The organism is Pseudomonas sp. P7758, from assembly GCF_013386485.1.
Classification (GTDB): Bacteria; Pseudomonadota; Gammaproteobacteria; order Pseudomonadales; family Pseudomonadaceae; genus Aquipseudomonas.
This window is the reverse complement of record NZ_JACARS010000061.1, coordinates 25640-50054: the sequence shown is the minus strand read 5'-3', so window position 1 is coordinate 50054 and position 24415 is coordinate 25640. Positions and strand designations below refer to the sequence as shown.

General features: G+C 61.3%; 22 protein-coding genes. 5 read left to right on the top strand and 17 right to left on the bottom strand.

All coding sequences use genetic code 11. From position 1 onward, the window contains the following. Window positions 1-43: 43 nt before the first annotated feature. On the bottom strand, window positions 44-1372 hold the full coding sequence (locus HX873_RS13575) for a hypothetical protein (protein ID WP_177122789.1): 1329 nt from the start codon (window positions 1370-1372) through the stop codon (window positions 44-46). Window positions 1373-1588: 216 nt separating this feature from the next. Here HX873_RS13575 and HX873_RS13570 point away from each other — a divergent pair, with 216 nt between their 5' ends. The 3 genes from HX873_RS13570 to feaR all read left to right on the top strand — a co-directional run bounded on the left by HX873_RS13570 (window position 1589) and on the right by feaR (window position 4724). After that, window positions 1589-3088: an APC family permease gene (locus HX873_RS13570; RefSeq protein WP_177036827.1), complete on the top strand. Its 1500-nt coding sequence runs from the start codon at window positions 1589-1591 to the stop codon at window positions 3086-3088. Next, window positions 3069-3653: a DUF3156 family protein gene (locus tag HX873_RS13565; protein ID WP_177122788.1), complete on the top strand. Its 585-nt coding sequence runs from the start codon at window positions 3069-3071 to the stop codon at window positions 3651-3653. The genes HX873_RS13570 and HX873_RS13565 overlap by 20 nt, the downstream gene beginning before the upstream one ends. 117 nt (window positions 3654-3770) lie before the next feature. Then, complete coding sequence (feaR, locus tag HX873_RS13560) at window positions 3771-4724, top strand: transcriptional regulator FeaR (RefSeq protein WP_102368612.1); 954 nt, start codon at window positions 3771-3773, stop codon at window positions 4722-4724. A gap of 166 nt (window positions 4725-4890) precedes the next feature. Here feaR and HX873_RS13555 read toward each other — a convergent pair whose 3' ends face one another. From HX873_RS13555 to HX873_RS13520, 8 genes are all read right to left on the bottom strand, one after another. Continuing rightward, a complete protein-coding gene (locus tag HX873_RS13555; protein WP_102368613.1) occupies window positions 4891-5304 on the bottom strand; it encodes a hypothetical protein in 414 nt (137 codons plus the stop codon). Next, window positions 5301-10031, bottom strand: coding sequence for an RHS repeat-associated core domain-containing protein (locus tag HX873_RS13550; RefSeq protein WP_177122790.1), 4731 nt, complete (start codon window positions 10029-10031; stop codon window positions 5301-5303). The genes HX873_RS13555 and HX873_RS13550 overlap by 4 nt, the downstream gene beginning before the upstream one ends. 174 nt (window positions 10032-10205) lie before the next feature. Beyond that, window positions 10206-10967 (bottom strand): SDR family oxidoreductase, encoded by a 762-nt coding sequence (locus tag HX873_RS13545; protein ID WP_003209865.1) that lies wholly within the window; start codon window positions 10965-10967, stop codon window positions 10206-10208. Further along, complete coding sequence (locus HX873_RS13540) at window positions 10960-11760, bottom strand: SDR family NAD(P)-dependent oxidoreductase (RefSeq protein WP_177122787.1); 801 nt, start codon at window positions 11758-11760, stop codon at window positions 10960-10962. The genes HX873_RS13545 and HX873_RS13540 overlap by 8 nt, the downstream gene beginning before the upstream one ends. After that, entirely contained in the window at window positions 11753-12574 is an 822-nt protein-coding gene (locus HX873_RS13535; protein WP_177122786.1) for a molybdenum cofactor biosynthesis F family protein, read from the bottom strand. The genes HX873_RS13540 and HX873_RS13535 overlap by 8 nt, the downstream gene beginning before the upstream one ends. A gap of 86 nt (window positions 12575-12660) precedes the next feature. Further along, a complete protein-coding gene (locus HX873_RS13530; protein WP_177122785.1) occupies window positions 12661-13320 on the bottom strand; it encodes a LuxR C-terminal-related transcriptional regulator in 660 nt (219 codons plus the stop codon). 52 nt (window positions 13321-13372) lie between these two features. Next, window positions 13373-13738 carry a cupin domain-containing protein gene (locus tag HX873_RS13525; RefSeq protein WP_003209872.1) on the bottom strand — a complete coding sequence of 122 codons (366 nt, stop codon included), beginning with the start codon at window positions 13736-13738 and terminating at the stop codon, window positions 13373-13375. Window positions 13739-13883: 145 nt separating this feature from the next. Beyond that, window positions 13884-15182, bottom strand: a complete 1299-nt coding sequence (locus HX873_RS13520) for an FAD-binding oxidoreductase (protein WP_177122784.1) — start codon at window positions 15180-15182, stop codon at window positions 13884-13886. A gap of 195 nt (window positions 15183-15377) precedes the next feature. Here HX873_RS13520 and hpaR point away from each other — a divergent pair, with 195 nt between their 5' ends. Continuing rightward, window positions 15378-15800, top strand: a complete 423-nt coding sequence (hpaR, locus tag HX873_RS13515) for a homoprotocatechuate degradation operon regulator HpaR (RefSeq protein ID WP_003209875.1) — start codon at window positions 15378-15380, stop codon at window positions 15798-15800. 132 nt (window positions 15801-15932) lie between these two features. On the opposite strand, the gene hpaI is transcribed toward hpaR, so the two are convergent. The 8 genes from hpaI to HX873_RS13475 form a co-directional block, all read right to left on the bottom strand. Then, window positions 15933-16733, bottom strand: a complete 801-nt coding sequence (hpaI, locus tag HX873_RS13510) for a 4-hydroxy-2-oxoheptanedioate aldolase (RefSeq protein ID WP_177029009.1) — start codon at window positions 16731-16733, stop codon at window positions 15933-15935. Between the two features lie 18 nt (window positions 16734-16751). Further along, window positions 16752-17555, bottom strand: coding sequence for a 2-oxo-hept-4-ene-1,7-dioate hydratase (gene hpaH / locus HX873_RS13505; protein WP_177021252.1), 804 nt, complete (start codon window positions 17553-17555; stop codon window positions 16752-16754). Between the two features lie 10 nt (window positions 17556-17565). After that, entirely contained in the window at window positions 17566-18870 is a 1305-nt protein-coding gene (locus HX873_RS13500) for an MFS transporter (RefSeq protein WP_177029010.1), read from the bottom strand. A gap of 51 nt (window positions 18871-18921) precedes the next feature. After that, window positions 18922-19314 (bottom strand): 5-carboxymethyl-2-hydroxymuconate Delta-isomerase, encoded by a 393-nt coding sequence (locus HX873_RS13495; RefSeq protein WP_008437184.1) that lies wholly within the window; start codon window positions 19312-19314, stop codon window positions 18922-18924. A gap of 142 nt (window positions 19315-19456) precedes the next feature. Further along, the gene (hpaD, locus tag HX873_RS13490; protein ID WP_003209884.1) at window positions 19457-20314 is read right to left on the bottom strand and encodes a 3,4-dihydroxyphenylacetate 2,3-dioxygenase; all 858 of its coding nucleotides are present in this window, start codon (window positions 20312-20314) and stop codon (window positions 19457-19459) included. 148 nt (window positions 20315-20462) lie between these two features. Beyond that, window positions 20463-21923 carry a 5-carboxymethyl-2-hydroxymuconate semialdehyde dehydrogenase gene (gene hpaE / locus HX873_RS13485; protein ID WP_177122783.1) on the bottom strand — a complete coding sequence of 487 codons (1461 nt, stop codon included), beginning with the start codon at window positions 21921-21923 and terminating at the stop codon, window positions 20463-20465. Between the two features lie 5 nt (window positions 21924-21928). Then, complete coding sequence (locus HX873_RS13480; RefSeq protein WP_003209888.1) at window positions 21929-22699, bottom strand: fumarylacetoacetate hydrolase family protein; 771 nt, start codon at window positions 22697-22699, stop codon at window positions 21929-21931. Beyond that, entirely contained in the window at window positions 22696-23361 is a 666-nt protein-coding gene (locus HX873_RS13475) for a fumarylacetoacetate hydrolase family protein (RefSeq protein WP_177122782.1), read from the bottom strand. The genes HX873_RS13480 and HX873_RS13475 overlap by 4 nt, the downstream gene beginning before the upstream one ends. 143 nt (window positions 23362-23504) lie before the next feature. On the opposite strand from HX873_RS13475, the gene hpaA reads away from it, so the two are divergent. After that, window positions 23505-24407: a 4-hydroxyphenylacetate catabolism regulatory protein HpaA gene (gene hpaA, locus HX873_RS13470; protein ID WP_177122781.1), complete on the top strand. Its 903-nt coding sequence runs from the start codon at window positions 23505-23507 to the stop codon at window positions 24405-24407. Window positions 24408-24415: the final 8 nt, after the last annotated feature.

Sequence of the window (24415 nt, the reverse complement as noted above, 5' to 3'; positions counted from 1 at the left end):
AGCCCGCTCCCACATGTGATCTCGGTAGCTCATTGCACCTGTGTTAGAACGGCACGGCCACGGTGACTTGGCTATAGAGATTGGTACCATTGCCACCCACCTGGTTGCCGCCGTTGCTCTCATCCTTGTTGGGCTTGTACAAACCCAACAGCGGCGTGACGATCAGGTGTTCGTTCACCGCCCACTCCGCGTACAGGTCCAGTTCGCGCCCATCGAGGTTGAGCATGCCGCCCTTGCTCAACGTCTTGTAGTCGAAGAACAGCGCGCCCAGGGTGACGCTGTCCAGCGGCTTGACCTTCAACGCCACATGCTGCACCTCAGTATTGGTATTGAACGGCCCCGAATAATTGCCGGCCACCTCGCCCTGCACCCAGGTGCCGTAGCCACGGTTGAAGCCCGAAAACATCGCATCCCAGTTTTTCGAATAGCGGCTGTAGCGGTAGGTCAGGTCCGGCGACCACGGCAGCGCGGCGAAGGTATAACCGCCTTCGGCGTACCAGGCCTTTTCCGGGCCGGCGTCCTTGTCCTGCCAGGCGTATTCAAAGGAAAAGTGCGCGTTCTCGATCCCGGCATTACCGGCGCCCCGCAGGCTGTAGATGTTCATCCCGGCGCGCTGTTTTTGCAGGTCATTGGCATAACGGTCGTCGACGCTGATGCCGTGGATATAGGTCAACCCCAGGGTGCCGGGCGCGGCGGTGTAGTCCAGGGTGCCGGCAGCCATTTCAGTGTTGGCCTGGGCGCGGTTGTCGGACTTGATCCACATTACGCTGCCATGCACGCCGTCCTTGCCACCCAGGCGTAGCACCGCGGTTTGATCGAAGGCATGCCGGGCGGCGATGTAGTAGGCGCCGCCCCGGTTGAACTTGCCGTCATCCACGCCCTTGCCGAAGTTCGGGCCGTCATCGTTGATGATGAAACCGTCGCCGAGCATGATGACCTGGCGGCCGAACGACAGGTTCACACCATCCTTGCCCAGTGTCGGAAACAGTTCCCCCGAGCGCCAGCCGGCGAAGGCTTCGTCGAACTTGGTGGTGCGCTCGCTGCCGGTGGTCACGCCCGACGCATCGCCATCACCCCAGGTGCCCGAGCTGACCAGGTTGGCCGTGCCATACACGCTGCCCAGGGCGCCGAAGCGCTGGTCGACGCTCAAGCCATACTTGATAAAACCTTCACGCCAGGTGGAACCGCCGGTGGTGCCGTCGTAGTTCTTGCGGCTGTTGAACATCCCGTACACCGCCAGGAAGTTGCCGGTGACCTGAGTGTCGTCATCGGCATACAGCTCGAACGCCTGGGCCGATGAGTCGATGATCATCAGCGCGATGCCCAGGCTGATGGCCCTGTACAGGTGACGGGTTTGTTGTGTGTGCTGCATTGTTATAGTCCCCAACAAGGTGAATTGAGGGAGCATTAGGGCGAGCGCCACCGGGCCAAGTCTTTCCCCTGCGTGCCAGGAAATTGTCCCAGGCCGCCAGTGGCGCAGCAGTGGCAGGCAGCAACAAAACCGGCGGCAGCCAGGAGCAAGACGATCAGCCAGGGCGGGCGCAGAGTGCCAATACTTCTAAAAATCCGCTTCTTGAGGATCTGCACCATGTCGATCAACGACCGGCTCACCGAACATTTGAAACGCGGCACGGTGGGCTTTCCAACCGCGCTGGCGAGCACCATTGGCTTGATCATGGCCAGCCCGGTGATCCTCACCGCGACCATGGGGTTTGGCATCGGCGGCAGCGCCTTTGCGGTGGCGATGTTGATCGCGGTGGTGATGATGCTGGCCCAGGCGACCACCTTCGCCGAAGCCGCCTCGATCCTGCCCACCACCGGCTCGGTCTACGACTACATCAATTGCGGCATGGGCCGGTTCTTTGCGATCACCGGCACCTTGTCGGCGTACCTGATCGTGCATGTGTTTGCCGGCACCGCCGAAACCATCCTCTCCGGCGTGATGGCGCTGGTGAACTTCGAGCACCTCAACACCCTGGCGGAATCCGCCGGCGGTTCGTGGTTGCTGGGAGTGGGCTTCGTGATTGTGTTCGGGGTGCTCAATGCGTTTGGCGTCAGCGCGTTTGGCCGGGCCGAGATCATCCTCACTTTCGGCATGTGGACCACCTTGATGGTGTTTGGCGTGCTGGGCCTGATCGCAGCCCCGGCGGTGCAGCTGGACGGCTGGTTCGGTGAATCCCTGGTCGGTACCGACCTGATTACCATCCTGTCGCTGGTGGGCATGGCGATGTTCATGTTTGTCGGCTGCGAGTTCGTCACGCCGCTGGCGCCGGACCTGCGCAACTCGGCCAAGGTGATGCCCAAGGCCATGGTGCTGGGGCTGCTGGGGGTGGCCACGTGCATGTTCATCTATGGCGCGGCCATGAAACGCCAGGTGGAAAACGTATTGATCGACGCGGCGGGCGGCGTGCACCTGCTGGATACGCCGATGGCCATCCCGAAATTCGCCGAGCAGGTGATGGGCAGCATCGGCCCGATGTGGCTGGGCATCGGCTTCCTGTTTGCCGGTGCTGCGACCATCAACACCTTGATGGCCGGTGTGCCACGGATCCTGTACGGCATGGCCGTCGACGGCGCGTTGCCCAAGGTCTTCACCTACCTGCACCCGCGCTTCAAGACACCGTTGCTGTGCATTCTGGTGGCGATGCTGATTCCGTGCCTGCACGCGCTGTACCTGGGCGGCAACACCGACAACATCATGCACCTGGTGCTGGCGGCCGTGTGTGCCTGGAGCTTTGCTTATCTGCTGGTGACGCTGTCGGTGGTGATCCTGCGGATTCGCCGTCCGGATCTGCCTCGCGCCTACCGTTCGCCGTTCTTTCCGCTGCCGCAGATTCTGTCGAGCATCGGCATCCTGCTGGGCATGTGGTTTATCACCCCGCCGGGCATGAACCCCGCCGACATCTACATTCCCTTTGGCGTAATGCTCGGGTGCACGGCGGCGTACGCGCTGTTCTGGACGCTGGTTGTGCAGAAGGTCAATCCATTCAGGCCCGCCTCGGTGGAAGAGGTGTTGGCCAAGGAGTTCGCCCATGAGCCGGATCAGCCGCACAACGGGTATATCAGCCATGCTGCAAAAACTGTCTGAGCTGTTCAGCGCCCGGCGCGCGCCTGCCGGGTATCGACCCGGCGTTACGCTGGAACACCTGAGGCGTAACCTCGGCCTGGCCGGTTATGAGGTGTGTGGACCGACGACGGCCCGGGTTTCCCTGGACAATCTCGGGCTGCAACTGGAGATCGTCGAACGCACCGAGTCGCAGCTGTTGATGCACCTGGTGATGACCGAATTCGTACTGCGCATCCCTGCCTCGCAGCAGGGCACGGCGAGCTTCGAACTGCACCACACCGGGGCCGTTCGACGCACCGGAATCCGCTGTCGACAGCGGTCGGGCGACAAGGAGGTTTCAGGCATTTTGCACACGCAATTGCAGGAGGGCAGCGCCTTGCATCGCGCCTTGATGCCGCTGGACTTCAAGCGCCTGCGCATCAACCTGGTGGATCACCAGTGGTGTGTGCGGCTTGAGCATATGGGCGGCAGCGAGGTGGTCAACCGCATGCCGGCGTTCCGTCGCTACATCGCCTTGAGCAGTGTGCAACGCGCCTGGCTGCTGGACGCCTTGAACGGTTTCCAGCGCGCCTTGCAGGCCCACTGACCGCAGTATTTGGCATCAATAGTGCAACCACCTTGGCAGACACGTACTTGTTGCGCGCATATAGATAACATGTTAACTATTGCCCGACAAAAACAAAAAGCCAAGGTGGAAACAACCATGAGCATGCAACAGATTGGGCAAGACGGGCTGGACCTCTGGACCCGGGATCTGCGCGCGGTTTGCGGTCACTTCGACACAGAACTGGCCTTCAACCGCTCGCTGTTCATCGGCAGCATCAGCACCTTTTCCCGCGGCGGTTTGCCCCTGGCCAGCCTGCGCACCAACGCCGGCCTGATCAAGCGCCCCAAGGCCCGCGCCGACCACGATGACGACCAACACTGCTTCCTCGTCAGCCAGCGCAGCGGCTACTGCCAGATCACCCAAAACGGCCAGAGCTTCCAGCTTGCCCCCGGCGAACTGTTATTGATGGACTCGGTGGGCTCCATCGACATCACCCCGTTCGGGCTCATCGAACACGCGTCCCTGTCCTTGTCCCGCGCAGAGGTGTGCAAACAGTTCGGCAACCAGCCCAAGACCTTCGGCAAAATCTCCTCGAGCAAAGCCTGCGGGCGCATGTTGCATGTGTTGATGGATCAACTGTGCAAAGACGCACTGAACGGCGAAGGCGCGGTCGGGGAGGGGCAGGCGTTGCAGTCGGCGTTTATCTCGCTGCTGGGGTCGGCGTTTGAGCAGGAAGACGATGAGCGCGATGATTGTGGCGGGTTGCAGGGCAGCAATCTGCGCAGCTATGTGCAGAAGGTGATTGATGAGTCATTGACCCAGCCAGGGCTTAGCCCGGTGGGGTTGGCGAGTCGGTTGAATATCTCGGTGCGGCATTTGTACCGGTTGTTTGAGGAACAGGATGACAGCGTGTGTCGGTATATCCAGCGGGCGCGGTTGAAGCGCAGTGCGGATGATCTGACCAACCCGTTTTTGCGCAGTGAGTCGATTACGTCGATTGCGTATAAGTGGGGGTTTACGGATTCGGCGCACTTTAGTCGCTCGTTCAAGAAGCAGTTTGAAGTGTCGCCGAAGGATTTTCGGGCTGGGCGGTTGCAGCAGGTGGGGTGACTGGGGGGTGCAGAAGATTCATTGATGTACACAGTTTAACTGTGGGAGTTGGCTTGCCTGCGATGGCGATTTGGTAGGCGCTAAGCATGCTGGGGTTTACCGAATAGGCTGAACTTTCCAACTGGCTGTTCTTCCGTTATTCGAAAGGTGAGAATGTACTAATCGCTTAGTTGAAATCTTCGTATCTTTCAGCGCTTAACGATGCAAGCCAGGTTTTAAAAAAAGTAATTTGCTCTTGTGGGTCATTTGTCAGGTTTTCGTCTTCGTAATCAAAAATGTGAACTATATCCTCTGGAAGGGCGGGCTTGCCCATCGTCATTTGATAAGCGACAAGCCCAGCGCCCATTTGAGATGCCATTCTGGAAGGCATGACGTTTAATTTTGCGCCTTTGCATAGAAAGGTTAGGTGGGGAAAGTCCGATCTGACTTTTGCGAGGCAAACATATATATCTTTTCCAGAGTAGATTTTTTTGAAATTTTCGGCCTCGGAAAAAGTCAAGATAAGCTTTTCATCGTCGTATTTTACAAGTGCTTCTTTTTTTTGATTGTTAGTCAGGATGTATATTTTTTTAGTCTTCATTCTATTTTCCTGTTCGGATTTGGAATTGAATAGCCTACGTAGCTTCCGTCTTTTTTCATAGGGGTAACGCCTAAAATGTCCTCTGTGTGTATTCTGTGGTGAACGGCAAATTCCTTTTCTTTTGGATAGGGGGCTTGCATCCCTAATTCTGTATTTAGGTCGTGACCAGCGATACTTCTTAGAGTGTATAGATAACCTGGTTTTGTTTTGTAGCTGGTGGCGAAATTTATCCCTACCGCCTTTATAGGTGATGTACTAATGAAATTACTTGGAGGGTCGTCGCTATCAATGGCATGCAAGTATAGGTCTTCACTAGCTCCCTTGCTTTTGAAGCCGTCTTTGAACACTACATCTGGCTTGGTTTTATCTCCGCGAAAAAGATACTCCTCGCTTTCATCTGGTGTCGGTTGTTTGGGTTCTGCTTTGTTGACTGACGCTTCTGCCGAAGGTTCAGCGGCGCCAATGGTTGGCTTACAGCCGTCTCCTCCCGGACAGGTATTCAACCCCAACGGATCCACCCACCCCGTCGGGTTGGGCACGTACTGGTATCCGTTCAGCCCGCCCGCCAGTTTCACCGGATCAGGCGTCAGGTAGCGGCCAATGTCCGGATTGTAGTAGCGATGACGGTTGTAGTGCAGCCCGCTTTCCGGGTCGAAGTATTGGCCCTGGAAGCGCAGCGGGTTGGTAACGGTGTTGACGTCCAGCTTCGCGATTTGGCCGTAGGCGCGGTAGTGCGCTGACCAGACAATTTCGCCATCGGGCGCGGTGAGTTCTTGCGGGGTACCGAGGTGGTCGAGTTGGTAGTGGAAGGGCTTTACGTCTTCCGGGCCGTAGCCTTTCAGCAGTGCTAACGGGCGGAAGCTGTTGGGTTCGTAGATATAGCTTTGGTGGTTATCAGTGCTGTGTTCGGCGATTAATGTTTCGCCTTGCCAGAAGAACTCGGTGGTTTGGCTTTTTATCGTTTTGGCGATACGCCGACCAAACGGGTCGTAGCGATAGCTGGCCTGGGTGCCGTCCGGTTGGGTGACGCTGATCAGGCGATGCTGACAGTCGTAACTGTATTCGGTAACTAACTGCTGCGCCCGACCCCGGCGTTCCCGCAGGAGGTTGCCGAAAGCGTCGTAGTCGTAATGGCGGTCACCTTGCATCAACAGGCGATTGCCTTTGACGACGCTCGGACCGACGCGGTCTTGCATCAGCAGGTTGCCCGCCGGGTCGTGGACGAAGCGTTCCTGCAGGTCGTGCGAGTGGTTGGCGCGGGTCAGGCGGTCGAGCGGGTCGTAGTGGTAGTCGTGCTGGCCTTTGCGGGTGTCGAGGATGCGGGTCAGGTTGCCGCGTTTGTCGTAGTCGTATTGGCGGCGCTGGTGGCGTTGTTCCTGTTGGCTGATGGCGTGGGCGTGCAGGCGGCCCTGGTCGTCATAGTGGTAGTGGCTGAGGAGTTGGCCTTGCTGGCGTTGGTGTTCGCGGCCGGATTTGAACAGGTGCGAGGTGAGCAGGCTGCCATTCAGTTCGACGGTGGCGAGGTCGCCACCTTTGTCGTGGTGGAAGGCGAGGCGGTTGTTGTCTGGCAGCCGCAGGTAATTGAGTTGGCCGCATTCGTCGTAGCCATAGCGCAACGTGCCCCAGCCCTGGTGTTCGGCGGTGAGGCGGTTTTGCAGGTCGTATTCGTAATGCAGCGGCCAATGACCGTCGTCGACGCTGAGGAGATTGCCGAGGCGGTCGTAGGTGTAATCGACAATGCTGCGGTCGGGCAGGGTTTTTCTTACGAGGCGACCGGCAGCATCGCGCGCATAGCCGGTAACCAACTGACTGCCGTCATCGCCGTATTCGGTCTTTTCCAGCAGATGCCCGGCGAGGTCGTAGACATAGGCAGTACGCCGGCCATCAAACCCGGTTTCCTGCTGGATCAGGCCGTTGGCGTGATAGTCGAGCCGATAGGTTTCGCCGACCTCGTTTTCAATCTCGGTCAGTAACAGCCGAACATTGTCATAACGGTATTTAAGCTGTGTACCGTCGGGGTTAATCCGACGGCTGATCAGGTGCAAACCATCGGCGTATTCGTAGCGGGTGACGCGGCCCAACTCGTCGCGCTCAGCAGTGATTTTTCCGTACGGGTTGTAGCTGAATTCGCGTGTGGCCCCGTCAGGCTGAATCACTTTCAGCAAACGACCCACGGCGTCCCACTGATACTGAGTCAGCGCACCATGCTCATCCTCGCAAGCCACCTGCCGCCCCAGCTCGTCATAGCGATAACGCCGCACACCGCCATTCGCCAGTTTTTCCTCAATGAGCTGGCCGCGTTCGTTCCAGATCAGCCGCTGGCTGCTGTTATCCGGATACCAAACACCCGTGAGCTTTCCGTGTTGGGTGTAGGTGTATTCGGTGTAATTGCCGTCCGGATCAGTCTTGCGGGTGATATCGCCCTGGTCGTTACGCTGGTATTTCCACACCGCGTCACCACGGCGCACAACCCGTACGAACCCGTTGTCATGCTCGTAGGACGTCGGCGTATCGTCCCCGGGAAACAGCGCAATCAACCGACCGGCTTCGTCGTACTGATAGGCCGTCACCGCTCCCAGCGGATTCTGCTCGACCGTCAGCCGGCCTTTTTCGTCGTAGGATTTGAAGTGCTGCGCGCCGTCCGGATCGATCCGCTGCACCAGCCGTGCGCGCTGGTCGTGGACGTAGACTTCCTGGCTGCCATCGGCGTTGTGTACGGTGACCGTGCCGTTGTCATCCCACACATACCGCGTGTCCATCTGCGAAAAGCTGGCCCAGTGCCGGACACATCGCGCCGCCTTGCCAGACCGTTCCCACTCCCAAAAGAAACTCGCCCCACCGGCCAGTTCCCGCTCCAGGATCACCTGCTGATCGTCGTACCGATAACGCTCGCTTTCTCCTACAGCGTTGGTCGCTTCGATCAACCGCCAGGCATCGTCGTACGTGTAGGAAACAACGTTCTGCTCGGTAACCCAGCCGAGTTCCCGGTGCACCTGATAGTCGATCGCAACGATATGGCCGCGCTCATACCGCAGCAGCAATGCCTGACCAACATGGTTATCGATCCGCTGAATCCGCCCGGAATAATCGCGGGCAATGCGCAGCCGGTTGTCGTAAGCGTCGCTGATCGCCGTCAGCACACCGTCACGGAAGTGGTAGAAAAGCGACGCCTGGGCCAGCACCAGTTCATCGGGCAACGAGCCCAGATAAATCGCCGCTTCCGCCAGGCTATTGGTGATCGCCGGCCGTGCAGCAGAGGGCAGGGGAAAGGTGGTGCTGCGGTTCTCGTGATCGGTCCACACCACCGATTCGCCGCTCACCACCAACCGCTGAGCCAGCGCATGACTCCAGCCAAACCCCAACCCGCAATCCATTTCCACGGCACTGCTGCGATACAACCGCGTCCAGGCAAATGGCAGCACACCCTCCAACGAGCCATCCGTGAGGGTCAGCAGTTCCTCACCAGTAACCATCGATACCGGGCAGCCATTCGTACAGGTGCTCGCCGAACAAGCCGACGCATCCCCATTGGGGTTTTTCGCCGAAGCCGGCGCATCATCCACAGGCTCCTGCTTCACCAACGCCGTGCGCGCCGTCTTCGGCTCCCGCACCATCGGTGCCGGGTTGGATATCTCGTCCACGCCAGCCTTCAACGGCACCGCCGCAGCCTTGACCGGCACTGCATGACTCTGAAGCGATAACGGCTTAAGCACCTCCGCATGCCTATCCAGCGGGGCCGTACCGCCCAACTTGGCAATCTGTTCCAACCACTCCCGTGCCCGCTCGGACCTGACCTTGCCCAGCACCTGCGCGCCCAGCCGTACCGCCACACCCATACCGCCGGTAGCCCACAGCAACAGCAGGTTGAGCAACACCTCGGTGGTGATTTCCCCGAGCAACTCAAACATGTAATGCGGCGGCAGCATGCGCATCCAACTGACCATCGCGGACAGGTAGATGAACAGCAGCGGCTCGTCGCTGAGAATCAACAATCCTTTGGCAATCGCCTCATGACTGAGCTTCAGGAGCGCTCCAAGCTCGGCTTGGGAGAGGTACTGCAGGAGCTTTTCGCTGTTGGGCTTGATGTCTGCCAACCACTGGTACAGCTGGGCAATACCGTCCCAGAGGCCGTAAAGCACGTTTTCAAAGCCCCGCGCATAAGCCAGTTGCAGCGAGGTGTAGCGCTCGCCATAACCCGCCTTGGCATAGCTCTCCCATATCGGCTTGAACGTGCTCGTCCACTGACCGCGCAAGTTGCCTTCCAGCGAGCTGATCTCGGACTGATAGGAGGCATACAGTGCCTTGATGTGATCCTGGGAAACGTTGGGATAAAAACTGACCCGGTACTGCCGGTCGACGGTGCACTCGGTGACTTCGAGAATGCCGCTGGGGCCGATGGTTTTTTGGATGGGGTCGCCGAGGGCGCCACCGTCTTGCGCGACTTCCTGCAGCATCACCGGCGTATTACCGATGGGCACGAACCGCGTGCTCTGGAACATATGCACCAGGGTCAACGACGCATTAGCCTTGCAGGTCGCGACGGTGCTGGCGGGATACAGGGAACGGGTGATGGGCGCGACCAGCGAAACCTCGTCGCCGACCTTGAACACCTGCTCGACATCCAGTGCCGAAAAGCTCCAGAAGCTCTCGGCCCACGCGTCGTAGGTGTTCAGGCAATGTGTGAAGTCGTTGAGAACCCCATCGACGTCGCGCGTCTTCGGGTCCATCGCCGCCACGACCAGAAAGCCTATGGCGGGATTCAAGAGGCAGCCCCATCGGGCAGGGCATTAATCGAAAAAAACATCGGCGTTCCCTCGCGCTGTGTGATCAGGCGAGGGACTTTGCAGAGGTTCTCAGGGCAGGGGAGTAGAGGTTATCCGGCAGTTCGGTAGGACGTTTCGTTAAACCTCCGGCAAGGTCGAGCCGCCATCCACCACCAGCGTCTGCCCAGTGATATAGCCCGCCAGGTCCGATGCCAGGAACAGCATTGCCCCGGCAATATCCGACGGTGCGCCCAGCCGTCCCAGCGGTACCCGGCTGGCGATCTGTGCATTTACCTGGTCATCCCCCAGGTTGCCCATGGCCGGGGTTGCGATCATGCCGGGCTCCACACCGTTGACTCGCACATTCAAACCGGCCAGTTCCAGCGCCGCATTGCGAATGAACCCGTTGACCCCGGCCTTCGACGCCGCATAGTGACTCAACCCCGGAAACGCAACCCGCGGCCCCGTGACAGACGACGTAACCAGCACGCAGCCCCGACCCTGACGGCGGAACATCGGCAGCGCCGCCTGGGTCAGCCAGAACAACGCCGAGAGGTTGACCGCCAAGGTACGGCCGAGCATCGCCGGAGTGATCTCGGCAAAGGGCGTCAGCGGAAAATACCCGGCGTTATGCACTAGAATATCCAGCCGCCCCCAGTCGTGTTCCACCCCTGCAATCAGCTCGAAAACCGCAGCCGCATCCGCCAGATCCACCGTCACCGCTTCCACCTGGCAGCCGCGCCCGCACAGCTCCAGCGCGAGCGCCTCTGCCAGTTGCAGGTCGGCGATCATCACCCGAGCGCCCCGCAGGGCAAACGCTTCGACGATGGCCCGACCAATACCCTGGGCGCCACCCGTTACCAATACGTTGCGACCAGTGAAATCCAGGTCTTCATTCATGACGCTGCTCCATACGCGCATAGGCCAGCGTCGGCACATCGACGATGCTTGAGCCCCCGTCCGCCACCAGCGTCGCACCCGTAATGATCGACGCGTCACTGGATGCCAGGAAGCGGCACACCCTGGCGATTTCTTCAGCGCTGGCCGGCCGGCGCAACGGCACATCGGCGCACACCCGGTCATAGGCGTGCTGCAGCGTCTCGCCATGGAAATCCATCAACGGCTGCATTTCCTCATCCGCCATCGGCGTGCGCACCCAGCCGGGGCACACCGCGTTCACCCGCACCCCGCGCGGGCCGTAATCCCGGGCCAGCGAGCGATTGAGCCCGAGCAAGGCATGCTTGGCCGTGGTGTAGCCGCACACCTCGGGCCCGGCAGCCAGTGAGGCAATCGAACCCATCAGCACGATGTTCCCGCCACTTTCCAGCAGCAGCGGCAAGCACGCCCGCGCACTGTAGAAGGCGCTGTCGAGGTTGCTGCGCAGCGCCGCTTCCCAGGTCTGCGGGCTGGTGTCGGTGGCGCTGCCCACGCCATGGCCGCCCGCACAGGCCAGCAGCACGTCGATCCGCCCATAGTGCTGGCGAATCTGCGCAATAAAACCCTCCCAGGTCTGCGGGCAGGCCGCATCACCCACCAACACCAACCCCCCGGTTTCCCGCGCGACCTGCTCCAGCGGCTCGCGGCGACGGCCGATCAGTACCAACTGCGCACCCTCGGCGGCGTACAGCCGGGCGCACGCAGCACCGATGCCCGTGCCGGCCCCGGTGATCACGATCGTGCGCGGCTCAGTCATCAGGATGCTCCGTGCGATTGAGCACCTGGCAGTAGGAGCTGATGGGAAAGTTCGATAGCTCATCGAAGGAGGCGTCGGCATAGCCAAAGATCTTGCCGTCGCTGCGGTGTTGCTGCAGGTCGATCAGCACCAGGCCGAGGGTGGGGATGATTTTTTCGCGCCAGACGAACAGGTAGAGCTGGTCGGCGATCTTGTAGTAATCGCAGCGGTCGGTGTCGCACAGGCCTTGCTCGACACCCTTGAGGCATTGCCAGGCGTAGAACTGGTGGTTGAGGTAGATGTGCTCGTAGACCTCGCTCGGGCTGTAGCGATACTGGTTGCGCAGGCCGATCAGGTCGGTGGTTGGTGCGTGGGGGCATTGGCCTGGCTGCCACGGGCGGTCGAGGCTGCCGTGGAGGAACTCCACTTCCACCGACGTCAGCGGCTTGCCGGCAAGGGCGCGGCTGTAGAGGCCTTCGCGGGTTTGTTCCTGGGTGGGCATGCGCCCGAGCACAGCGGTGAACGAAGCGCTGGCGGTGTCGAGCACCAGGCTGACCGACCAGGCCTGCGTGCCTTCGCGCTTGATGAAGTCCACCAGGTACAGGCCGGGGCGCACCGAGGTCGCACGGTAGGTGGCGCTGCCGCTGGAGTGACCGTCGGCTGCAACCCAGGAGAGCCTGTCGCGCTCGAAACGGTGCTCGATCTGCCAGCCATTGGCGAAGTGCAGGGTGAAAGCCTTGCCGCTCAGGTCGGCCAGGTTCGGCAGGATAAATGCCTCTGGGGCGAAGCCGTCGGCCAGGGCGCCCACGGTGATCCAGTCAGAAGGGGTGGTCATTTGCGATGCTCCGGTTGGGTGGGTGAACACCACGAATCATCGCGCCCGGGAGCAGGCCCTGGTATCAACCGAATGGTTGAGGCGAACTACAGGAACAGGCTGCCCACCAGCTCCGTGCGACTGCTGACGCCGGTCTTGCGAAACAGGTTGATCAGGTGGGTCTTGATGGTGGGCAGGCCGACATCCAGCTCCTGGGCCAGCTGTTTGTTGCTGGCGCCCTGGCGCAACAGCAGGGCGATCTGGCGCTCCTTGGGCGTCAACCCGGCCAGCGCCTCTTCAGTGGGCTGCATGTTGGCCACCGCCAGTTGCAGCAAGGTTTGCAGGGCGTTCAGTTGGGCCAGTTGCTCGCCGGTGAAAGCGCCCTGGTCGGCGGTGCGCAACAGCGAAATCGCCGCCTGGGGCTGGCCGGCCCGCTGGGCGAAAATCTCCACCACATCGACCACGCCATAGCGCCGCAGAAAATCCCCATAGCGCCGGGTATCCCGCGCCGGCTGGCGGGCCATGGCAAGGCCCAGCGGCACCACCGCCAGGCCACTGGACAGGCAGTTGCGCGGTTGCAACGGGTCGAATTGGCGGTAGTTGTCGAGGTAGTCGCGGTGCATTTCGCCGCTCATGCCGTGCAACTGGAAATCCCGGGCTTGCAGCTGGCGGTCGACGCAATAGAACGCGGCCTGGCTGACCGGAATCAAGCGGGTGAAAGCCTGCAGGCACTGGCCGGCGACTTCGTGGGCGGGGAGAGCGTGCATGGGTGGGCACCTGCGCCAAAAGGCTGCCGACGGGTGCCGGCAGCCGGGGCTATCACACCACGGCGAAGTAGTGTTTGACGAAACTTTCGCTGACCACTTCCCACAGCACCGGGGTGCCCTTGGTCACGAACCAGCTGTCACCGGCCTTGTAGCGGGTGCTCTGGCCGGTGGACTCGTCGGTGAGCACCACTTCGCCGGTGACCACGGTGGCTTGTTCGGCAAACGGGTAGACCATGCGGAACTTGCCCTGGGTGGTGCCGAAATAGGCGCTGCTGACCGGGTCGGTGGGGGCACCGAAGGTCATTTTGCCGAAGGCCCGGACTTCGCCTTCGAGGATGGTCGAGCCGAGGTCGGCGACGGTGCCCCAGGCGTCGAGTTCGGATAGCTGGATGTCTTTCTTGAGGGTAACGAGGGTCATGGCAGTTGCTCCTGATGAGAAAAAATTAGTGACCAACTGTAGGAGCGAGCTTGCTCGCGAAGGTCGTCAACGATGACGTTGGCGTCCTGGATTAACGCGGCGCCCTTGGGTTTTTCGCGAGCAAGCTCGCTCCTACAGGTGTTTGTCAGCGGCGGCCGTTCCAGTAACCGGAGAGCTGATGCCAGGATTTGCCGGCGGTGAGCAGCAGCGGGCGGATCGCGTCCTTGCCGATGATGGTCGGGCGATGGATCGAGCTGACCAGGTCATACCGCGCCGAGCCTTCGCTCATGCCTTCGGCCAGCACCTTGCAGATGATGTGGCTCGGCGTCACGCCGAAGCCCGAATAGCCCTGCACGTAGAACGCGTTGCTGCGCCCGGGCAAGGTGCCGATCTGCGGGAACAGGTTCGGGCTGCAGGCCATCGGGCCGCCCCAGGCCAGGTCGATCTTCACGTCCTTGAGGTACGGGAAAATCTTCAGCATCAGGTTGCGGTTCCAGGCTTTCAAATCGCCGGGAATGTGCTCCACCAAAGGCGTGGCGGCGCCGAACAGCAGGCGGTTTTCGTTGGTGACGCGGTAGTAGTCGATCACCGGGCGAATGTCGCTGTAGGCCCCGCGAATCGGGCTGATACGGTTGATCAGCTCTTCTGGCAACGGCTCGGTCATCATCTGGAACGCGTAGGTGTTGATGGTAGAGCGGTGCAGTTCCGGCTCCAGCTTGTTGAGGAAACTGTCGCAGGCCCACAGCAGCTTGCTGGCCTTGACCGAACCGCGGCCGGTGCGCACGGTGATGCGCTCGCCATAACTGACTTCCAGCGCCGGGCTGTTCTCGAAAATCCGCACGCCGTGGCCGGCCAGGGCCTTGGCTTCGCCCAGCAGCAGGTTCAACGAGTGCACATGCCCGCCGCCCATGTGCAGCAGGGCGCTGCTGTAGGCGTCGGAGCCGATGATCTGCTTGACGTCGGAGCCGCCAAGAAAGCGGATCTCGTGTTGGGTGTTGATGGATTTGAAGTCTTTCTCCCAGGCGCGCAGGGTCTTTTCCTGGCGGGCGTTGAAGCCCATGTAGCCATAGCCGTGGCAGAAGTCGGCATCGATGTCGTACTTGGCGATGCGGTTCTTGATGATGTCGGCGCCCAGGTCGCTGATCTCGAAGATCTGGCGCAGGCCGTCTTCACCCACGTCCTTCTTGATCTTTTCCAGGTCGTGGCCGATGCCGGCCATGATCTGCCCACCGTTGCGCCCGGTACCGCCAAAACCCAGGTAACGCGCTTCCAGCACGACGATGTTGGTGATGCCTTTTTCGGCGAGCTCCAGGGCGGTGTTGATCCCGGAAAAGCCGCCACCGATGATCACCACGTCGGCTTCCACGTCCTGCTCCAGGGTGGGGAAGCTGAGGTTGTATTTCTTGGTCGCCGTGTAATAGGTCGGCGTTTCGATATTGATCATTGCGCTGCCTGACAGTGAAGAGCTAATGAGTGTATTAAGGCCGTTGGCGCGCTGGATGTCTTGATTCTGTGTGCCGCCGGTTTTGATCCTGCGCGCCAGAGCCTTCGCCGGCTTCACAAGTTATAGCGTGAGGTGGGGAGGAGAGTGTTAGAGTTTCGTTAAAACATTAACTAAATCTATCGTGACCCTGAGCCTATGTTGAAACCCAGACAATCCCTGACCCTGACCTTGCTTCAGGCCCGTGAAGCGGCCATGAGTTTTTTCCGGCCCTCGCTGAATGAGCATGGGCTGACCGAGCAGCAATGGCGGGTTATTCGAATTCTCAGCCAGCATGATGAGCTGGAGATTTACCAACTGGCGGAACTGGCGTGCATTCTCAAGCCGAGCATGACCGGCGTGCTGGTGCGCATGGAGGCGGCGGGGATGGTGCACCGGCGCAAGGCCGAGCAGGATCAGCGGCGGGTGCTGGTGACGCTGGCGGAGAAGGGCAAGGCCAGTTTCGAGTCGATGAGCCAGTGCATGGAGGAGAATTACCAGCGGTTGCAGGAGCAGTTCGGGGAGGAGAAGTTGCAGGTGTTGCTGGGGTTGCTGGATGAGTTGAAGACTATCAAGCGCTGACACACCGCCGATCCAAATGTGGGAGCGGGCTTGCTCGCGAATGCGGTGGGTCAGCCAACAAACCTGGCACTGATACACCGCTTTCGCGAGCAAGCCCGCTCCCACATTTTGGATCTTTGTGGTTTCAGAGCGTCAGTACACGCCGCCGGTAATGGCCGGTGTTGCGGTGTCTTTGAATTTCGCCGCCAACCCCTGCAACCCGCGCATCAACACCGTCGTATCCACCCCTACCGCCACAAACGCCGCCCCAAGCTCGATATACCGCCGCGCCAGTTTCTCATCCGCACTCAAGATGCCCGCCGCCTTGCCGGCTTTTTGAATCCGCCCAATCGCGTCCTCAATCGCCGCCTGCACCTCGGGGTGCCCGGGATTCCCCCGGTGCCCCATGGCCGCGCTCAGGTCCGCCGGGCCGATAAACACCCCGTCCACTCCGTCAACCGCCGCAATCGCATCGAGGTTGTCCAGGCCTTCACGGTTCTCGATCTGCACCAGCAGGCACATCTGCGCATCGGCCTCATCCAGGTAACCGGGAATACTGTTCCAGCGCGACGCCCGCGCCAGCGCGCTGCCCACGCCCCGTACACCACCCGGTGGATAACGCATCGCCCGCACCAGCTGCCGTGCCTGGTCAGCCGTCTCCACCATCGGCACCAACAGCGTCTGCACGCCGATATCCAGCACCTGCTTGATCAACGCCGTATCGCCGATCACCGGGCGAATCACCGGTTGGCTGTCATAAGGCGCGACAGCCTGCAGTTGGCCGAGCATGCCGCGCAGGTCATTGGGCGCGTGCTCGCCGTCGATCAGCAGCCAGTCGAACCCGGCATTCGCCGCCAGTTCGGCGCAATAAGCGTCCGCCAAACCGAGCCACAGGCCGATCTGGGTCTCGCCACGTTGCAGGCGCTGCTTGAAACGGTTGATGGGCATGTCCATGAAACAGTCCTCCAGTATTCAGACAAAGCGGCAGGAGATGGAACCCAGCATGTCGTAGTCGACATGGAAGGTGTCACCCGGATTCGCCGCCACCGGGCGGGTGAAGGAGCCGCCGAGGATGATCTGGCCGGGTTGCAGGGTGACGTCGTACGGCGCCAGTTTGTTCGCCAGCCAGGCCACGCCCTTGGCCGGATGGTTAAGTACCGCAGCCGACACCCCGGACTCTTCGATCACCCCGTTGCGGTACAACACCGCCGGCACCTTGCGCAGGTCGATCTCGGTGGGGCGCACGGCGCGGCCGCCCATCACCACGCCGGCATTGGCGGCGTTGTCGGAAATGGTGTCGAACACCTTGCGGGTGGCGTTGGTGTGCGGGTCGATCTGCTGGATGCGGGCGTCGATGATTTCCAGCGCCGGGATCACCCATTCCGTGGCATCGAGCACATCGAAAATCGTGCAGTTTGGGCCCTTGAGCGGCTTGCCGAGGATGAACGCCAGTTCCACTTCCACCCTCGGCACGATGAAGCGCTCGAAGGGGATGTCGGTGCCTTCGTCGAAGAACATGTCATCGAGCAGGGCGCCGTAATCCGGCTCGGTGATGTTCGACGACACCTGCATCGCCCGCGACGTCAGGCCGATCTTGTGCCCGACCAGCTTGCGCCCGTCCTTGATTTTCCGGGCCACCCAGGCGCGCTGGATGGCGTAGGCGTCTTCAATCGTGATGTTCGGATGCTCCATGGAAAACTGGCGCACCTGTTCACGGGAACGCTCGGCCTGGTCGAGGCGGGCGGCGGCTTGCTGGATAAGGGCTTGATCAAGCATGACAAAATCTCTACTGGGGATTGACGATGGCCGCATGGGTGCGCAGCACCAGCAGGCCGCCGAGGGCGATAAGCAGCGCCAGCACGTACAGGGCCAGGCTCGCGCTTTGGGTGGTGTCGCGCATCCAGCCGATCAGGTAGGGCGCGAGGAACGAAGCGATGCTGCCGAACGAGCTGATCAGCGCGATGCCGGCCGCCTGGGTGCTGTTGGACAGGAACGCCGGCGGCAATTGCCAGAACATCGGCAGCGCAGCGCTGGCGCCCATGCCGGCGAGGATCAGGCCGCCCAGCACCAGGGTCGGGTTGGTGGGCGAGAGCCCGGCCACCGCAATACCGATGGCCGACATCAGCAACGGCACGCACAGGTGCCAGCGGCGTTCGCGGTTGCGGTCGGACGAGCGCCCGCAGCCGATCATGAAGAAGCACCCGGCCAGATACGGTACGGCGCTCAGCAGGCCGACCTGGCTGTCGCGGCCGATGCCGGCGCCGTGGATCAGGGTGGGCATCCAGAACGCCAGGGTGTTCACCGCCAGCATCACCGCGAAGTACACCGCCACCAGCAGCCACACCTGCGGGTCACGCAGGATGCCGCCGAAGGAGGTGATGGATTTGCGCTGTTCTTCAGTGCTCAGTTGCTCGCGCAGTTGTTGCTTTTGCGCGGGCTCCAGCCACTTCACGGTTTCGAAGCTGTCGGGCAGGTATTTCAGGACGACCAGGCCGAGCAGCACCACCGGGGCGCCTTCGATCAGGAACATCCACTGCCAGCCCCGCAGCCCGCCGAAATCATGGAAGTTCTCCAGGATTGCACCGGACAACGGGCCACCAATCACACCGGCCATGGGCACGGCAATCGCAAACAGTGCGGTGACTTGCGCCCGGCGGCGGGCCGGGTACCAGCGGTTGAGGAACACCAGGATCCCCGGGAAGAAGCCGGCTTCGGCCACCCCCAGCAGAAAGCGCAGCACGTAGAAGCCCGTGGAGCTTTCGATCCACAGCATGCTGGTGGAGAGCACGCCCCACACCACCATCAGGCAGGCGATCCAGCGCCGTGGGCCGACCCGGTCCAGGGCCATGTTGCTGGGTACGCCGAACAGCGCGTAGGCGATGAAAAACAGGCCGGCACCGAGGCCATACACCGTGTCGCTGAAGTGCAGGTCGGTGCTCATCTGCATCTTGGCGAAGCCGATGTTGATGCGGTCCAGGTGGGCAAACAGGTAGCAGATCAGCAGCAACGGCATCAGTCGCCAGGTGACGATGCTGTGGGTGCGCTGATGTTCGATCAGGGTGGTGCTGTCGGCGGTAGTGGCTGTGCTCATGATGTTGTTCTTTTTTGTTTGAGTGGCCATGGGCGGAAAGGTGGGCTGTGCTCAGCCCGCCTGGTTCTTCAGGAATGCGTGCACGTTGTTCTGCTTGAAATTCAGCTCGGGGTGCAGCTCGATCATCTCGAACGACAACGCCAGCAACCGCTGGGATTGCAGCGCGGCGAAGTGTTCGGTGATGACCTTGAACAGGGCTTCGGCCACCGTTTTTCGGGTTTCCAGGTCGCGCCCGTGGCCGACCTTGAGGGTCATGTGGACGAAGGCGTAGTCATGCTTGCCGTCGGCCATGCGCCAGGTGTCCAGGCGCACTCCGCGACTGCGGATGCCCCCCAGGGGAAACACGCCGCTGTCCCCCAGCACGGCGTGAACCTGCTCGAACAGGGCCGGCAGGTTGGCCTGCTGCTCGATGTTGTCGGTGTATTCGGCGATGAAGTGCGGCATGTGTATCTCCTCTTTGGGTGAGGTGCAGCGAATTCCTTGTAGGAGCTGGCTTGCCTGCGATGGCATCAACTCGGTGAGACAGATACACCGAGGTGCCTGCATCGCAGGCAAGCCAGCTCCTACAGGTGATCTTCACCAAGGCTCATAAAGGGAAAATGGCATTGATCTGGCCGGTGCCCGAGCTGCCGAATGGCTGGGTGATGATCTCGGCCGGCTGGTTGTAGTCCGGCCCGCCCAGCAGCCCCAGGAGCATCGCGGTGTCGTGCATCTTGCCTTCGCCGAAGCAGTGCTCGGCGTAGTCCGGCAGCATTGCGCAGAACTCCTTGAAGCGGCCTTGCTTCCACATCTCCACCACGTGCAGGTCCATCTGCTTGTCGAATTCACGGGTCCAGTTGTGGATATTGGCTTCGGCTTCGCGGTCGTCCGAGAAACGGTGGGAGAGGGAACCCGAGGCCAGCACCAGGACTTTGCGGTCGCTCTTTTCGATGGCGCGGCGCACGGCGGCGCCAAACGCGAAGCTATCTTCCAGGCGGTGCCAGGCGCACCACGCGGCAATCGAGATCACGTCGAACTTCTGCGCGTCCGGCACGCCCATGTGCATGTAGCGCATCGGCACCAGGGTGCCGTATTCCAGCTCCAGGCTCGGGATGTTGTGGGCCATGGTGCGCACGCCGGCCAGGTTGGCCTCGGCGGCGATCAACTCGCCCAGCTCGGGGCAGCCCGGGTACTCGTACTCCATGTTCTTGATGAAGTGCGGCAGCTCGTTGCTGGTGTAGGTGCCCTTGAAATGCTCGCCGCAGTTGACGTGATAGCCGCTGTTGACCAGCCAGTGCACGTCGAACACCACCGCGGTGTCGGCCCCCAGTTCACGGGCGCGCCGCCCGATTTCCTTGTGCCCGGCGATGGCTGCTTCGCGGCAACCGTGGTGCTTGCCGGGCAGTTCCGACAGGTACATCGAGGGGACGTGGCAGATCTTCGCTGCCAGAACCACTTCGCCCATGATCATTCTCCTGAGTATTTATTCTTTTGTAGGAGCGAGCTTGCTCGCGAAAAACGTCAACGATAACGCAGCACTTCTGTTAGCCCGCGGCGCCTGCGGGTTCTTCGCGAGCAAGCTCGCTCCTACAGGTAGCGTTGTTATATCCGGGTTACACACCCCAGCGCGGGATGTGATGACTGCCCATGGAAATGCACACGTTCTTGATCTCGGCAAACACTTCGAAGCTGTACTGGCCGCCTTCACGGCCGGTGCCGGAACCTTTTACCCCACCAAACGGCTGGCGCAAGTCCCGCACGTTCTGGCTGTTGATGAACACCATGCCGGCTTCGATGCCGTAGGCCAGACGATGCGCCTTGCCGATGTCCTGGGTCCAGATATAGGACGCCAGGCCGTACTCGGTGTCGTTGGCCAGTTGCAGCGCTTCGGCTTCGTCCTTGAACGGGATCAGGCATACCACCGGGCCGAAGATCTCTTCCTGGGCGATGCGCATCTGGTTGTTCACATCGGCAAACACCGTCGGCTGGATAAACTGCCCGCGGCTCAAGTGCGCCGGCAGGTTGGCCGGGCGTTCCAGGCCGCCGGCCAGCAGGGTGGCGCCTTCCTCGAGGCCAATCCTGATGTAGCCGGTGACCTTGTCGTAGTGGGCCTGGGTGATCATCGAGCCGACCTGGGTCTTCGGGTCCTGCGGGTCGCCGACGATCAGGCGCTTGGCGCGGGCGGCAAATTCGGCGACGAACTGCGGGTACACGCTCTCCTGAATGAAGATCCGGCTGCCGGCGGTGCAGCGTTCACCGTTGAGCGAGAAGATGGTGAACAGTGCCGCGTCGAGGGCGCGGTCCAGGTCGGCGTCTTCAAAGATCAGCACCGGCGACTTGCCGCCCAGTTCCATGGAGTACTTTTTCAGCCCGGCGGTCTGCATGATTTTCTTGCCGGTGGCGGTACCGCCGGTGAAGGAAATCGCCCGCACGTCCGGGTGGCGCACCAGCGCATCACCGGCGGTGGCGCCGTAGCCCTGGATTACGTTCAGCACGCCTTTGGGGAGCCCGGCTTCTACCGCCAGGCGCCCCAGTTCATTGGCCGTCAGCGGCGACAGCTCGGACATCTTCAGCACCGCGGTATTGCCCAGCGCCAGGCACGGCGCAGTCTTCCAGGTGGCGGTCATGAACGGCACGTTCCATGGCGACACCAACGCACACACACCCACCGGCTGGTAAAGCGTGTAGTTGAGCATCTGGTCGTCCACCGGGTAACTGTGGCCGTCCATGCGGGTGCAGACTTCGGCGAAGAAATCGAAGTTGTGGGACGCCCGGGGAATCAGCACGTTCCTGGTCTGGTGGATCGGCAGGCCGGTGTCGAGGGTTTCCAGCTCGGCCAGGTGCGGCACGTTCTGTTCGATCAGCTCACCGAGCTTGCGCATCAAGCGGGCCCGTTCCTTGGCCGGTGTGCCTGCCCACTTCGGAAAGGCTTCCTTGGCTGCTGCAACGGCCTGCGCCACTTCCTCGGCACCGCCGCTGGCCACTTCACCGATGGCTTCGCCGGTGGCCGGGTTGTAATTGATGAAGGTGTCTTTGCTCTCGACCTCACGGCCGTTGATCCAGTGTTTGATCATGTTGCTCAAGCCTCTTTACGGGCGGCAAAAAAGTCCGCCTCGCTGACAATTCGATTGACCAGGCGACCGACGCCTTCGACTTCCACGACCACTTCGTCCCCCGGCACCACATCCGCCAGGCCTTCCGGGGTGCCGGTGGCGATCATGTCGCCGGGCTGCAAGGTCATGAAGCTGGACAGGTACTCGATCAAATACGGGATGTCGAAAATCATGTCTTTCGTACTGCCTTCCTGGCGCAGTTCACCGTTGATCCAGGTGCGCAGCTTCAGGTTGCTCGGGTCCGGCACGTCGGCGACATCCACGATCCATGGGCCCACGGGCGTGGTGGCGTCGCGGTTTTTCACCCGCAGGTTGGGGCGGTAGTAGTTTTCCAGGTAGTCGCGGATCGCGTAGTCGTTGCACACCGTGTAGCCGGCCAGATACTCCAGGGCGTTCTCGCGCTTGACGTTGCGCGCCGGCTTGCCGATGACCGCCACCAGTTCGCACTCGTAGTGCATGTAGGCGACGTTATCCGGCCGCCAGGTCACCTGGTTATGGCCGGTGTAGGTGCCGGGAGACTTGATGAACGCCAGCGGTTCAGTCGGTGGCTTGAAGGCCAGTTCGGCGGCGTGGTCGGCGTAGTTCAGGCCGAGGGCAAACATGCTGCCGGTGGCCGGTGGCAGCCATTCGACCTGGTCTTCAGCCAGCAGGCGACCGTCGGCCAGGCGCACGGCGTTTTCAGCTTCTACCAGCACCTGGTGGGCTTCACCTTCAAAGCGAATACGGGCGTGTTTCATGACAGCTCCTCTGCCTTGATGTGGTTGACCAGGCGGCCCAGGCCGCTGATCTCGACTTCAACCGTGTCGCCGGGTTGCACATCCACCCGGCCTTCGGGGGTGCCGGTGATCAGCACGTCGCCTTCGTGCAGGGTCATGAACTCGCTGATCTCGGCGATCAACTGCGGCAGGCTGCGCACGAAGTTGGCGGTGGAGTTTTGCTGGCGCAGTTCACCGTTGACGAACAGCTTCACGCTCAATTGATGCGGATTGGCGACCAGGTCGCGGGCCACCAGTTCCGGGCCCAATGCGCAGAAACCGTCCCGGCACTTGGCTTTCACCGCCGGGCGGTAGTAGCTGTCTTCCGGCAGGCTGAACTCATTGACGATGGTGTAGCCCGCCACATGCTCCAGGGCATTTTCGACACTGACCCGGCTGGCACTCTTGCCAATCACCACCCCGAGTGCCGGGCCCGGTTGCAGGCGTTCACCTTGCGGGTGCAGTACCACGCCGTCGTGGCCGTTGCGGGTATTGGGCGTCTTGATGAACAGCACCGGCTTCACCGGTGGTTTCTGGTAAGGCGCTTGTTCGAATTCGGCGAGACGTTGGTTCAGCAACCCCTGGTAGTTCAGCGCAACGCCGAACAGGGTGCCGTTCGCAACATCATGCAGGGCACGGCTCATGCTTTTCTCCTGGCAGTGGCGGGGCAGATTCGGACCTGCACCGTGGGAAATTCGTTAACGTGTTAACGTTATAATTAAGATGTTAACTATCGTCAAGCGTGGCAATATTTCAGGGCAGTCAAAACAACAAAGAGAATGCAGTGATGAGCGATCGTCAGCCGATCCCCAACATCAACATCGGGCAGGTCTACGACCAGCGTTACAGCGATGCCGAGGTGCACTACGACCGGCTCGGCAACCTGGCGGGATTTTTTGGCCGCAACATGCCGGTGCATCGCCATGACCGGTTTTTCCAGGTGCATTACGTCAAGACCGGCGCGGTGCGGGTCTACCTGGACGACCAGCAGTACCTCGAATCCGGGCCGATGTTTTTCGTCACGCCGCCGACGGTGGCGCATTCCTTCGTCACCGAAGCCGACGCCGACGGCCATGTGCTGACCGTGCGCCAGCAACTGGTGTGGGCCTTGATCGACGCCGACCCCAGCCTGGCCCCCGGCGCACAATTGCCGGCGGCCTGCGTGGCTTTGGCGCGGCTGGCCCCGGAGTTTCAGCCCGAGGTGCGCCGCCTGGAATTCCTGTTTGATGAGCTGTGCAGCGAGATCAACGCCCAGGCCAGCGGGCGCGGTTCGGCGCTGGACAGCCTGACGCGCCTGATCATGATCAGCCTGCTGCGGCTCTGCGCCAATTCCCTGGAAGCCCGGCCTGCACGGCACGAAGACCTGCGGATCTTCCACCGCTTCAACGAACTGATCGAAGACCACTACCTGCAACACTGGCCGCTGTCGCGCTACGCCGACGGTATCGGCGTCACTGAAGCGCGGCTCAACGAGGTGTGCCGACGCATCGCCGACCTGCCGTCCAAGCGCCTGATTCTGGAGCGGCTGATGCAGGAGGCCCGGCGCCTGCTGCTGTTCACCGGCAGTTCGGCGAATGAAATCTGCTACCAGCTGGGGTTCAAGGACCCGGCGTATTTCAGCCGGTTCTTCCAGCGCTACGCGCAAATGACGCCGGGGGAATACCGCCAGCGTCAATCGGGGTTGCGTTGAGGCGCCCG